Below are 12,902 nucleotides of genomic sequence, written 5' to 3' on the forward strand. Positions count from 1 at the left end.
GTCATCCCCCCACCCCCCCCACCCCCCCCCCCCCCCCGCCCCCCCCCCACCCCCCCCCACCCCCCCCCCCCCCCCCCCCCGGGCCCCCCCCCACTTCCGCGTGTTCACCCGCGGACGTGGGTAGCGGGACAGTCGCGGTCAGCCCCGTTCGCCACCGGGCTGAGCCGTTCGTGGGCAGGCCCACCGAATGGAGGGACGCGCAACACACCGCCCGATGACTGCCGCCGGGGGCGGAACACTAGACTCGGCGGATCGGCATGCTCGACCAGCTCACACGCAAGGAGGAACGGGTGGCATTGCTTACCCGTATCAAGGGACCTCGGGATCTGGACCGGCTCAGCCCGGAGCAGCTCGACCAGCTGGCCGCAGAGATCCGGACTTTTCTCGTGGACGCCGTGTCCAAGACCGGCGGTCACCTCGGCCCCAACCTCGGTGTGGTCGAACTGACCATCGCCCTGCACAGGGTCTTCGAGTCGCCCAGAGACAGGGTTCTCTGGGACACGGGCCACCAGAGCTATGTGCACAAGCTGCTGACCGGCCGCCAGGACTTCTCGAAGCTGAAGATGAAGGGCGGCCTCTCCGGCTACCCGGCGCGCTCCGAGTCGGAGCACGACTTCATCGAGAACTCGCACGCCTCGACGGTGCTCGGCTGGGCCGACGGCCTGGCCAAGGCCAACGAGGTCCTGAAGAAGGACGACCATGTCGTCGCGGTCATCGGAGACGGCGCCCTCACCGGCGGTATGGCCTGGGAGGCGCTGAACAACATCGCGGACGCCAAGGACCGCCCGCTCGTCATCGTCGTGAACGACAACGAGCGCTCCTACGCACCGACCATCGGCGGTCTGGCGAACCACCTGGCGACCCTGCGCACCACCGACGGCTATGAGCGATTCCTGGCCCGCGGCAAGGAGATCCTGGAGCGCACGCCCGTTCTCGGCAAGCCGCTCTACGAGACCCTGCACGGCGCCAAGAAGGGCCTCAAGGACTTCATCGCCCCGCAGGGCATGTTCGAGGACCTCGGCCTGAAGTACGTGGGCCCGATCGACGGCCATGACATCACCGCGCTGGAGTCGGCGCTCACCCGGGCGAAGAGGTTCGGCGGCCCGGTCATCGTGCACTGCCTCACCGAGAAGGGCCGCGGCTACCAGCCGGCCCTCCAGGACGAGGCGGACCGCTTCCACGCCGTCGGCAAGATCCACCCCGACACCGGCCTGCCGATCGCCAGCTCCGGCCTGGACTGGACCTCCGTCTTCGGCGAGGAGATGGTCGCGCTCGGCAAGGAGCGCGAGGACATCGTGGCGATCACCGCGGCGATGCTCCAGCCCGTCGGCCTGGACAAGTTCGCCAAGGCGTTCCCCGAGCGGGTGTACGACGTCGGGATCGCCGAGCAGCACGGCGCGGTATCCGCCGCCGGTCTCGCCACCGGCGGTCTGCACCCGGTCTTCGCTGTGTACGCGACCTTCCTGAACCGCGCCTTCGACCAGGTGCTGATGGACGTGGCCCTGCACAAGTGCGGAGTCACCTTCGTACTGGACCGCGCGGGCGTCACCGGCACCGACGGTGCCTCGCACAACGGCATGTGGGACATGTCGATCCTCCAGGTCGTTCCCGGCCTGCGGATTGCCGCGCCCCGCGACGCCGACCAGGTGCGTGCCCAGCTCCGTGAGGCTGTCCAGGTCAAGGACGCGCCGACGGTGGTGCGTTTCTCCAAGGGCGCGGTAGGCCCCGCGGTCCAGGCCGTGGGCCGGGTCGGCGGCATGGACGTGCTGCGCAGGCCGGGCACCGAGCGCCCGGATGTGCTGCTGGTGTCGGTCGGAGCGCTCGCCCCGATGTGCCTGGAGATCGCGGACTTGCTCGACAAGCAGGGAATCTCCACGACCGTCGTGGACCCGCGCTGGGTCAAGCCGGTCGACGAGGCGCTCGCCCCGCTCGCCGAGAAGCACCGGGTCGTGGTCACCGTCGAGGACAACATCAGGGTCGGCGGTGTCGGCGCGGCTGTGTCCCAGGCGCTGCGTGACGCGGGTGTCGACCTGCCGCTGCGTGACTTCGGTATCCCGCCGCGCTTCCTCGACCACGCCTCCCGCAAGGAGGTCATGGCCGAGATCGGCCTGACGGCTCCGGACATCGCCCGCCAGGTCACCGGCCTGGTCGCCAAGCTCGACGGCCGTCTCGAAGACGAACCGGCCGAGGCGGGGCAGGTCGCGCGGGACTGACGCCGGCGCTGAGGCCTGGGGCTTCGCTGCCTGCGGCATGGGCATTGGGCCGGTCGGACCACCCGAAGGGGGTTCGACCGGCCCTTTCGTGTGAAACGGCGCATCAGCGCGGGCAAGGTCTCGTCACCCTCTCGATCATGGGCATACAGCCATGGGCACGGAGGTACGCCGGTGAGTACGGATCAGAAGTCGCCAGATCCCGGATTGTTCCGAACGAAATCGGTCGAGCAATCGATCCGCGACACCGAGGAGCCCGAGCACGCCCTCAAGAAATCCCTCTCGGCCTGGGATCTCACCGTCTTCGGTGTCGGCGTCATCATCGGCACGGGCATCTTCGTGCTCACCGGCAAGGTGGCCAAGGAGAACGCGGGCCCGGCCACCGCCCTCGCCTTCATCGCCGCCGGAGTCGTCTGCGCGCTGGCCGCCCTCTGCTACGCCGAGTTCGCGTCCACCGTCCCGGTGGCCGGTTCGGCGTACACGTTCGCGTACGCCTCACTCGGCGAGCTGGTTGCCTGGATCATCGGCTGGGACCTCGTCCTGGAGTTCGCGCTGGGGACGGCGGTGGTGGCGGTCGGCTGGTCCGGCTATGTGCGCTCGCTGATCGACAACGCGGGCTGGCATCTGCCACGCGTACTCGAAGGGCCGGACGCACCCGGCGGCACCTTCGACCTCCTCGCCTTCCTGCTGGTCCTCGTGCTGACCGCGGTCCTCGTGGTCGGGATGAAGCTGTCCGCCCGGATCACCGCCGTCGTCGTGGCGATCAAGGTGACCGTGGTCATGATCGTGATCATCGCGGGCCTGTTCTTCATCGTGGGCAGCAACTACCAGCCGTTCATCCCCCCGTCGCAGGTCCCGCCCGGCGGCATCTCCGGCTGGGACGCACCGCTGGTCCAACTGCTGTTCGGCTATGAGCCGACCAACTTCGGCGTCATGGGCATCTTCACCGCCGCGTCCGTCGTGTTCTTCGCCTTCATCGGATTCGACGTGGTGGCCACCGCCGCCGAGGAGACCAGGAACCCGCAGCGGGACATGCCGCGCGGCATCCTCGGCTCGCTGTTGATCTGCACCGTGCTGTACGTGGCGGTCTCGATCGTGGTCACCGGTATGCAGCACTACAGCGAGCTGTCGGTGAGCGCGCCGCTGGCCGATGCCTTCAAGGCCGTCGGGCACCCCGTCTACGGCGGAATCATCAGCTTCGGCGCCGCCGTCGGCCTCACCACGGTGTGTCTGATCCTGCTGCTGGGCCAGACCCGGGTGTTCTTCGCCATGAGCCGTGACGGGCTGCTGCCCCGCTTCTTCTCGGTCACCCACCCGAGGTTCCGCACGCCGTACCGCCCGACCATCCTGCTGGGCGTGGTCATCGCGATCGTGGCCGGCTTCACCAGCATCAACGAACTCGCGACGCTGGTGAACATCGGGACGCTCTTCGCCTTCGTCCTCGTCGCCATCGGCGTGATCGTCCTGCGCCGCACCCGCCCCGACCTGCACCGCTCGTTCCGCACCCCCTGGGTGCCGATGCTGCCGATCATCTCGGTCGCGGCCACGGTGTGGCTGATGCTCAACCTTCCGGGTGAGACCTGGTTCCGGTTCGCCGTGTGGATGGTGATCGGAGTGGCGGTCTACTTCCTCTACGGCCGCAGCCACAGCCGCCTCGGCAAGGAAGGCAGGGACGCCAAGTACTGAACCGGCCACCGGGCCGGCCGTCGGAACGGCCGGCAGCACAACCGCCAGGGACGACCGCCGCGACCGGTCAAGGGGCCGAACGGCAACGCCGGTCACCGGTCCGGTGGTCGGCGCGAATTGCGGGCTTCGCCAGGTGTTATCGTCACGTGAATCACGCGCTTGAACAGGCGCTTGGGAAAGGTGGCAGCGGGCGATGGCACGGCGGTCTGTGCGGAGATCCAAGCGGCGCACGGGCGAGGCCCAAGGGCCCGGGACACTGTCCCGCCGTACGGTGCACACGGCATTGTCGCTACCGGCCGACCCGTTGCTGCCGCCGACCACCGACTGGTTGGTGCGCGGCAAGGACGGCAGGCTCACCGCATACACCCCGGTTGCCGACGGCGTCCTGCGCTGGACCGAGGCCCAGGCAGGTGCGGACGACTGGATCGGTCCCGAGTTCTTCCCCGCGCCGGGGCTCCGGCCCTATCTGGCGATCGCCCAGGGCACCGACGGATATGTACAGCTCGTCGGGCTGCGGCAGGCCCCCCGGCCGGGCGGCGAGATCGCCACGGACGTCGTACAGGCCATCCAGTACCAGTCCGGTCGCCCCATGCGCGAGTGGTACGCGCTGGGCACTCCGTACCGGCACCGGCCCGAGCTGGCGGCGACCATAGGTCTTCCGGCGGCGGCCGTGGACGCCGAGGGTTCGCTGCACGTCTTCGTGCGCAACGCCGGCGGCGGTGTCTGCGGGCGGGCCCAAACGGCGAACGGCAAATGGAACGCGTGGGCGGACCTCAAGGGCCGGGACATGCTGGGCGTGCCCTCGGCCTCGCTCACCGACCACGGGCATCTGGAGGTCCTCGCGCCGACCGCCGAGGCTGTCATGCGGTGGACGCAGGAGACCCCCGGCGTGAAGTTCGAGCGCGCCGACGACATCGACGCCTCCGCCGCCGAGAACTCGATGAGCTCCGAGCGCACCGGCCGGGAGCGGCTGAGCCACGCCTGGCGGGACGCTGCCACGGGTGCGGTACACGTATGGCGTGCGGGAATGGCCCCGGTCTCCCTGGGCGGCGAGGGCGGTACGGGTCCGATCGCCATGCTGCGCACCCCGGTGGACGGCGTCGACTGCACGATCCTGGCCCAGCGGGGCAAGGACGGGCGCCCGGCACTGGCCGCGTATCCGACGGAGGACGAGTCGGTCGGCGCGGTCTGGACCGGCACGGGCGAAGCGTGCGTCGGTGTCCCCGCCCTCGCGATCGACGGCAACGGCCGGGTGGTGCTGGCCGCCCTCGGCGCGGACGGTTCGCTGCGTGTGGCGCGGCAGAAGGCGGAGTCCGGGCTCGCCTTGGAGCAGTGGCGGGTCGTCCGGGGCGCATGACGCCCTCCGGCTCCCGCCGGGACATCAGGTGCCGTGTCGGCCGAGGTCTGCCCGTCAGGCAACGGCGTCCGGTGCAGGGCCATCCCCAGCCCCTGGGGCCTCGACCCGCGGACGGCGACGTCGGGGGTCCGATCCGCCGTAAAACAACTCCACCGATGTCGGCAGGCTTTCCGACAGGGTGCAGGACACGAATTCGAGCCGGAGCCAGAGCACCGACGCTGTCCTCGAGCAGCAGTCGAACGTGGTAGCGAACGTGGCTCTCGACCTCGGCGGTGGAGTGCTCGGCAGGCATGGCCGCAGCTGCCTGAAGGCTCCCGCCGACGGGGTCTCCCTCACAGCCGGCGACCTCGATGTCGTGGCCAAGCACAACTGGTGGGGAAGGCCGGAGGGCCCGCGCCCGGCCAGGTCGTCGCGACCGGAGGCACGGTCCTCACTCAGCCGTCGCTCGACCGTCCCAGCCGTGCGTGCGTCACCAAGCGGGGCTCGCCGCGAAACGGGCATTGAGCCGGCCAGGGGCAGGGCCAGGGCGGGGGGCTTCGGGCGCCGGTCTCCTTCCTGAGCAGGGCACAGGCCATCCCAGGCGGCCGTCCGCCGGCCCGGCCTTTCCGGTCTCGGGACCGCCGTCCTCAGTTCCTCGGCGGCAGTGCGGCGACGGCCCAGGTCCCGGTCACCGCCCGTAGGGCTTCGGCCGCGCGGGCGGCACGCGACGGGGATGTCCGCACAGTGTTGCTGAACTCGACGTGGAGGAACGGAGCGTCCTCCCGCTCCGCCTTGCGGCCCTGCACGTTGCTCCGCCCCTCCAACGGGCAGTCGCGGGTCCAGGCCCTGCACACCGCGAAGCCGCGGTCGCGTAGCGCGTCGGCGAGCACACGTCCCTCGACGCGCGCCAGATAGCCGCTGCCGGTGGATGCGATCGCATCGTGGTCCGGCGCGGAGGCATTGGCGAAACCGTGCAGCTGGACGGCCGGCATCCCGCGCTCGGCGAGTTCGTCGCAGATGGCGTCGAACACACTGTCGGTGCGGTGCGCCACATCGGCGGCATCCCCCTTTCCGGCCTCGCGGTGTGCTCCGGCGATCACCAGCACACCACCGGGGGCCCCTCTCAGTACGTTCACCCCCAGCAGCTCGGTGTGCAGGTCGGTCAGCGGGTGCGGCACCTGCACCGACCAGCGGATGGGGGCGGAGAGATCGACATAGATCCGGCCCCAGCCTCGGGGCGACCGTGCGTCCTCAGTGCGGTCGGCGATCTCCGCGTACCGCCGGCCGACTGCTCCGTCGGTGATCGTGCGGATGGTGAAGTCCACGTCGGAGAGCCGCTTCTCGGCCTGCGGCCGCTGTCCGTCGACGAGCAGCGCCACGCCCTCGGCCACGGCCTTGCGCTCCTCGCTGCTGGGCCCCCGGTACCCGCTGTCCTCGCGGAACCGGGATGTGAAATCGGCTACTCGCAGCTCCAGATCCGCAGCTCGGCCGCCAAGACGGTTGGTGCCGTCACTCCCTGGCCCTGTACGCTCCGTTGAGCCAAGGCCATTGGTCCAACCCGTCAGTAGCACTGTGAGCGCGACGGCGACCACGATGAGCAGAGCTGCCGCAATTGTTGCCGTCTTGGTTCGGTTGATCGTCATAGCCATATAAAGATATCCAGGTGATGAAACGTTTCTCGCGCCGGTCGCTGCCGTTCGCCCCGTCGGGCGGTGCTGCAGAGTCGTACCCGCGCCCGGCCCGTCGGGGGCGTGCGACGCCCGGACGGCTGTGGGCGCGTAGGCGTGTGAAGGGCGTTCTGCCCTGCCCTGGTGGGCGCATGGATGCGCCGGTGTCGGGGGCCTGGCCTGTGGACTGACCGCCCCCGGGCCCCCCGTGGCCTTGATCACATTCCCTGAATTCGTACAACTCAACTTCCGTTGCGCCGGTCTGACGTGTGTCTCGCACTGTAGTGCGGTGCACATCGTGCAAGTGCGGCTCGCGCCGCGTGCCGACCCCACCCCGACGGTTTACGGGTGCGGCTGATGTTCGCCCCGTTGTGATGGTTTCCAGGAGAGGAGCCCCGCCTTGGCCGCTTCGCCCACGAAGCGGCGGCATAAGGTCCGCCGAAGGGCTGACATGTCCCTATTGGGTGGCATACGTCCCCCAATAGCAGTCTTGTCAGTTTTGCTCCTTGCCCTGGCGGGCGTCACCGCCCTCTCCCTGGTTCGGGTCACCAACGACCGCGTGCCGAAAGCCGTGCTGACCTCCCAGCAGCACTTCGCCGAGGACGGCGCCATCGCCCTGCGCGCCTCCATCGACGAGAGCGTCACCGACCTGACGCGTACGGCAGGACTCTTCAACGCGGGCGACCCCGTGCCCGCCGACTCCGTGCTCGACAAGATCGGCAACGTCTACCAGAAGTGGCTCGGCGTGGCCGTCGTCGAGATCAAGTCCGGCAAGCTGCTCGCCGCCCGTGGTGAGAACGTGCCGCTGACCGCGATCGACCGCGCCAAGCTCGGCGACGAGAACGGTCTCACCCCCCGCCTGGTCCGCCTCCCCAATGGTGAGACCCGGCTGCTCGCACTCGCGGTGCTGAACTGGCCGGGCGAGTCTCAGAAACTGCTGGTCGCCTCCAGCGGACTGAAGGTCCCCGGCGTCAGTCTCGGCAGCACCCGCGCCATCGCCGTTGTCGATCAGCAGGGCCAGGTACTCAGCCAGGACGGCATCCCCGAGCTGGACCAGGCCAAGACCGCAGCGAAGCGCAAGAAGATCACCAACGCCGCCAAGCAGCTGAAGGTGCTCGCCGCCAGCGCCGCCGAGCAGGCCGACGAGCACCCGATCAAGGCCAAGGAACCCGGCTCCGGAGGCTTCCCCGGGGTCAGCGGAAGCATCCTCGGCGAGCGCTACCTCGACGAGCGCGTCATCGCCGGATACGCGACTCTTGCCGGTGCCCAGCCCGGCGAGTCGACCTCCGCCACCCGGCTCGGGCTGCGCGTGGTCGCCATGGTCGATGTCGAGGAGGACACCACCGTGGTCAGCAAGCCCGTGTTCGGGCTGCTCGCGGCCGGTGCTCTGCTGGTCATCGGCGGTGTGACCGTGGCCGTACTGATCGGTACCGTGCAGCGTCCGCTGATCCGTCTCTTCCTCGAAAGCCGCCGTCTCACCCGTGGTGAGCACACCCGCCCCGTCACCGCGCCCAGGTACGGCGAGGGCGCGCGAATCGGCGCCGCGCTGGAACGGCTGCGTCGCCAGCTCGTCGGCGAGTCCGTCGACGAGGCACCTGCGCGCCGCCGGACCCGGCTCAGCGCCCGTACGGTGCTCGTCGTCTGCGGAGTGCTGCTGCTCGCCTGGTGCGCCCCGCTCATGCTGCTGTTCAACCGCGCGGGCGACTCGGTCTCCGTGCCGTTGCAGGTCGTCCGCGACCAGCGCGAGCGCACCGACACCGTCAACGACCGGGTCCGCCGTGGCCTCAACGAGGGGCACGCGGATCTCGCCTCCGTCGCCGCGTTGATCGGCGAGGGCACCGAACCGGCGGATATGACCAAGGTCCTTCAGCGCACCATGTCCGAGCATCCGCGGTACGACTCGCTGTATGTGGTCGGCCCGGGCGGAGACATCATCGCCAGGGTCGGCGCGGAGCCGCACAGCCCCGCGGGGAAGAAGCCGGGCAAGGAACAGATCCGGCTGCTCGACGACCAGGGCAAGGAGCCGGTGGTCATCGGCACGGCCGAGATCGCGGACCGCAAGGGAGCCGCCGTGGTCGGCGAGTTCCGGATCGAGTTCCTGAACTCCCTGGTCAAGCGTCCTGGGCTCGGCGTGGTCCGGGTCGTCGACTCGAAGGGCAGGGTCATCGCGGGCAACAGCGGCTTCCTCGCCTTCGAGGACCTGCCGAACGACCGCCTCAAGTCGCTGGTGCAGCGGGTCAACAAGAAGTCCGCCAAGGACTCGAAGGACGCCAAGGACGCCAAGGAAGGCGACCTGGACCCCAGGTACAGCCGGTACCGCGACGGTGGCACCGTCCAGATCGCCGCGGCGGCGCCCTTCGACGGTGGCGGTGCGGCCAAGACCCTCGGCTGGACGGTGGTCAGCTGGCAGCCGGCGTCCGGGCTCGCGATCCCCGAGTACAACCTCCAGAACCGCACCGTGCTCGCGGGTCTGCTCGGCGTCACGGCGGCGACCGCCTGTCTGGGCTGGCTCTACATCATCGTCGTTCGTCCGTTGCGCGCCCTGGTCGGACAGGCCGAGGCGCTGGCCGACGGCGATCGCCGCACCGTCCTGTACCCGCGCCACCACGACGAGGTCGGCGCCGTGGTCCGCAGCCTCGAGCTGATCCGGCAGCAGTTGCCGGGACAGCAGCGCAAGCGCGACGGCATGACATCCCTCGCCGGAAGGAACTGACGACCGTGCTCTTCCTCTACACCGTGCTGGTGGTGTGCAGCGCCATCCTGCTGATCGCGGGGATCGTCGAGCAGCGCCGGCACTTCGTCAACCTGGAGAACATTCCGACCCGGGTCCTGGTCAACGGGATCCGTGGCAAGTCCTCCATCACCCGGCTGTGTGCCGGGGCGCTGCGCGGCGGCGGTCTGACGACAGTGGCCAAGACCACGGGTACGGCCGCCCGCTTCATCCACCCCGATGCGACCGAGGAGCCGGTCTACCGCAAGTTCGGCATCGCGAACGTGGTCGAGCAGATCGGCATCGTCCGCCGGGCGGCCGCGTACAACCCGGACGCGCTGGTCATGGAGTGCATGGCGGTCATGCCCGCCCTGCAGGAGATCAACCAGTCCAAGCTGATCCGGTCCACGATCGGCGTGCTGTGCAACGTTCGTGAGGACCATGTCGCCGAGATGGGCCCGACCCTGGACGACATCGGCCGCTCGCTGTCGCGCTCCATGCCGCACGGCGGTATCTGCGTCACCGCGGAGAAGGAGCGTTTCCACGTCCTCCAGGAAGAGGCGGACAAGCGTGACTGCCAGCTGATCTACGCGGATCCCGAGATCGTCACCGACGAGGAGCTGCGCGGCTTCAGCTGGTTCACGTTCAAGGAGAACGTGGCGATCGCACTCGTCGTCGCCGACCTCCTGGGAGTGGACCGCAAGACCGCGCTCCAGGGCATGTACGACGCCCCGCCGGACCCCGGCGTGCTCTCCGTCGAGCGGTATGTCACGGAGGACGGCAAGAAGCTGCGCTTCGCCAACGTCTTCGCGGCCAACGACCCCGAGTCGACGCTGATGAACATCAACCAGCTCCTTGACCTCGGTGCGATCAACCGGCCACTGAACGTGGTCATCAACTGCCGCCCCGACCGTGTCGAGCGCAACGGTCAGATGGGCCAGATCGTGCCGGACCTGGAGCCGGACAAGGTGTTCGTGATCGGCCACCCGGCCAAGAGCGCCATCGACGCGATCCCCGCCGAATGGCGCGACCGCGCCGTGGACCTCGGCGGCGAAGGGCGAGACGGCGAGGAGTTCATGCACGAGCTCCTCGGGCACCTCGGACCCGATTCCTCGCTCGTCGCCATCGGCAATATCCACGGTCAGGGCGAGATCCTCCTGGAGCACCTCGCCGAGCTTCCCGCCGACGAGGACCCCGCCGCCACCACCTCCGCGGAGCAGGCGGCTCCGGCCCGGGAGGCGGCACAGGACGGCTCCGGAACGGGGGTCGTGGAGCACGTCGAGACGATGCAGCTCTACGCCCCGCATGTCGACCCGTATCAGCAGTACTCGGAGGCGTACGAGAACCGCTACGGCCACCGGCCGCAGATTCCGGCACAGCGTGGCGGCGTGCCGTTCGGCCCCCCGCAGAGCGCCGCGCCCTACGGCGGCCCGCACAGCGGCGCGCAGCACGGCGCCGCTCACGGAGGCGGGCAGCACGACACGTCCGGTCACTACGACACGTCCGGTCACTACGACACGTCCGGTCACTACGACACGTCCGGGCAGCACGGCGGGCATCAGGGCGGTCAGCCCGAACAGGACCGGTCACGCGGGATGTTCGAGCCCCGTGTCGCCCCGACGCATGCCGCAGCCCCCACCGACGAAACCAACCAGTGGTACCCAGGAGAGCCCCGTTGATCCCCTCCGTCCTCACCCCCGAGATCGCCGCGGTCGGTATCGCACTCGGGTTGCTCTTCTCGCTGATCTGCTATCTGACGACCAACCTGTCGCCTGGCGGCATGATCACCCCCGGCTGGCTGGCACTCACCCTCGTCGAGGACCTCCAGCGTGCCGCGATGGTCGTCGCCGTCACCGTCCTCACGTATGTGTGCACCCTGCTGCTCCAGCGCTACGTGATCCTGTACGGCAAGCGGCTGTTCGCCGCCGTCGTGCTCACCGGTGTGGTACTTCAGGCCACGGTGATGATCGTGCTGTCGCTCGAGTTCCCCCTGATGTACAGCAACCAGACCCTCGGGTTCATCGTCCCGGGCCTGATCGCCTATCAGCTCGTGCGCCAGCCCAAGGGCGCGACGCTGATGGCCACCGGGTCGGTGACCCTCATGGCCTATGTCGTCCTCACCGCCGGGATCCTCCTCGGCCTCATGCCGTCCGCCTGACCGCCCACCGGAGCCGATCCATGACAGCGAAGAAGAAGACCAATCGCGTACTGCACGCGGCGATCGTGGTCGCCCTGCTGGGAAGCAGCGCGTATCTGACCGTCGAACTGCGCAAGGACGAGGAGGCGAAGGCGCCGGCGATCCAGACCGTCACCGACACCCCGGTCAGCGCGGGCGGCAGCAAGGTCAGCGGCAAGGAGAGCTGGGAGCGGCTCAAGAACCCGGACCGCTCGGTGCTCCGCGGCGATGACGGCCAGGTGCTGGCCACCTTCACCGACAAGGCGCGCACCGCGACCCTGAAGGGCGCCAGCCGCACCTTCGCCGAGTCCGCCAACACCACCTCCCGGGTGAAGACGGACGACTGGGTCCGGCTGATGCCGGAGCCCTGGCGCAAGGGCGCCGAGAAGGAGCAGTGGTTCAAGGACTGGTTCAAGGAGAACTACGGGAGCGACGAGGAGGACGTCTTCTCGATGGCCTTCGAGTACATCCAGGGCGCTCCCCTCAAGAAGGATGACGAAGGCACTCCCTACAGCGGTGACGCCAACTTCGGCCCGCTCAATCCGGACGGGAGCGCCGGCAACGACCTGCGCGAGGAGCTGTCGGACTTCTACGACTACCTCGGCATCCCGTACACCTTCCGCGACGGCACCACCCAGCAGGCGGAGTCCAAGCGCGCCCGCTCCGTCGACTGCTCGGGATACATGCGGCTGGTGTGGGGCTACCGTGCCCGGTATCCGCTCGCCTCGTCCGACACCACCGGAGACGGACTGCCGCGCAGCGCCAACGGAATGGCCCGCTCCAAGGCTGGCGCCGACATCATTCCGCTGAACGGCGTGGCCGCCGCCGACCGGCCCAAGTCCATCGATGTGCTCCAGCCCGGGGACCTGGTCTTCTTCAAGCTGGACGCCCGGACCAAGGACCGTCTCGACCATGTGGGCATGTACCTCGGCCATGACGGTGACGGGCACAAGATCTTCATCTCCAGCCGGGAGGAAGTGAACGGCCCGACGATCGGCGACACGGGCGGTACCTCGCGACTGGACGGCAACGGGCACTACGCGACCGCCCTGCGCAGCGCGAAGCGCCTCTGATCCTGACTCATACCGCGACGGCGGCCGCACCCGGGGAGCCCGGG

The 12,902-nt window shown here is 69.3% G+C and carries 8 protein-coding genes; 7 read left to right on the plus strand and 1 reads right to left on the minus strand.

The features are described from left to right. Positions 1 to 290 precede the first annotated feature (290 nt). From dxs to ACFWI9_RS15385, 3 genes are all read left to right on the plus strand, one after another. The gene (gene dxs / locus ACFWI9_RS15375) at positions 291 to 2,213 is read left to right on the plus strand and encodes a 1-deoxy-D-xylulose-5-phosphate synthase (RefSeq protein ID WP_387162145.1); all 1,923 of its coding nucleotides are present in this window, start codon (positions 291 to 293) and stop codon (positions 2,211 to 2,213) included. Between the two features lie 171 nt (positions 2,214 to 2,384). Beyond that, complete coding sequence (locus ACFWI9_RS15380) at positions 2,385 to 3,896, plus strand: amino acid permease (RefSeq protein WP_387162147.1); 1,512 nt, start codon at positions 2,385 to 2,387, stop codon at positions 3,894 to 3,896. A gap of 193 nt (positions 3,897 to 4,089) precedes the next feature. After that, positions 4,090 to 5,253, plus strand: coding sequence for a hypothetical protein (locus tag ACFWI9_RS15385; RefSeq protein WP_387162149.1), 1,164 nt, complete (start codon positions 4,090 to 4,092; stop codon positions 5,251 to 5,253). A gap of 626 nt (positions 5,254 to 5,879) precedes the next feature. Here the strand turns inward: ACFWI9_RS15385 and ACFWI9_RS15390 are convergent. Beyond that, the gene (locus ACFWI9_RS15390; protein ID WP_387162151.1) at positions 5,880 to 6,875 is read right to left on the minus strand and encodes a hypothetical protein; all 996 of its coding nucleotides are present in this window, start codon (positions 6,873 to 6,875) and stop codon (positions 5,880 to 5,882) included. Positions 6,876 to 7,350: 475 nt separating this feature from the next. Between ACFWI9_RS15390 and ACFWI9_RS15395 the strand changes: the two genes are divergently transcribed. The 4 genes from ACFWI9_RS15395 to ACFWI9_RS15410 are packed head-to-tail and all read left to right on the plus strand — an operon-like array spanning position 7,351 to position 12,858. Then, positions 7,351 to 9,612, plus strand: coding sequence for a HAMP domain-containing protein (locus ACFWI9_RS15395; protein WP_387162153.1), 2,262 nt, complete (start codon positions 7,351 to 7,353; stop codon positions 9,610 to 9,612). A gap of 5 nt (positions 9,613 to 9,617) precedes the next feature. Continuing rightward, positions 9,618 to 11,288, plus strand: a complete 1,671-nt coding sequence (gene pgsB, locus ACFWI9_RS15400; protein WP_387162155.1) for a poly-gamma-glutamate synthase PgsB — start codon at positions 9,618 to 9,620, stop codon at positions 11,286 to 11,288. Then, positions 11,285 to 11,767: a poly-gamma-glutamate biosynthesis protein PgsC/CapC gene (locus ACFWI9_RS15405; protein ID WP_387162157.1), complete on the plus strand. Its 483-nt coding sequence runs from the start codon at positions 11,285 to 11,287 to the stop codon at positions 11,765 to 11,767. Before pgsB ends, ACFWI9_RS15405 begins: the two co-directional genes overlap by 4 nt. 20 nt (positions 11,768 to 11,787) lie before the next feature. Continuing rightward, positions 11,788 to 12,858 (plus strand): C40 family peptidase, encoded by a 1,071-nt coding sequence (locus tag ACFWI9_RS15410; protein ID WP_387162159.1) that lies wholly within the window; start codon positions 11,788 to 11,790, stop codon positions 12,856 to 12,858. Positions 12,859 to 12,902: the final 44 nt, after the last annotated feature.

Source organism: Streptomyces sp. NPDC127084, assembly GCF_042724175.1.
Taxonomy (GTDB): domain Bacteria; phylum Actinomycetota; class Actinomycetes; order Streptomycetales; family Streptomycetaceae; genus Streptomyces.

Bases quoted from the DNA above. Each gene is read 5' to 3' on its own strand.
- ACFWI9_RS15385 (WP_387162149.1), top strand. From the start codon at position 4,090: ATGGCACGGCGGTCTGTGCGGAGATCCAAGCGGCGCACGGGCGAGGCC.
- ACFWI9_RS15390 (WP_387162151.1), bottom strand. From the start codon at position 6,875: ATGACGATCAACCGAACCAAGACGGCAACAATTGCGGCAGCTCTGCTC.
- ACFWI9_RS15395 (WP_387162153.1), top strand. From the start codon at position 7,351: ATGTCCCTATTGGGTGGCATACGTCCCCCAATAGCAGTCTTGTCAGTT.
- ACFWI9_RS15410 (WP_387162159.1), top strand. From the start codon at position 11,788: ATGACAGCGAAGAAGAAGACCAATCGCGTACTGCACGCGGCGATCGTG.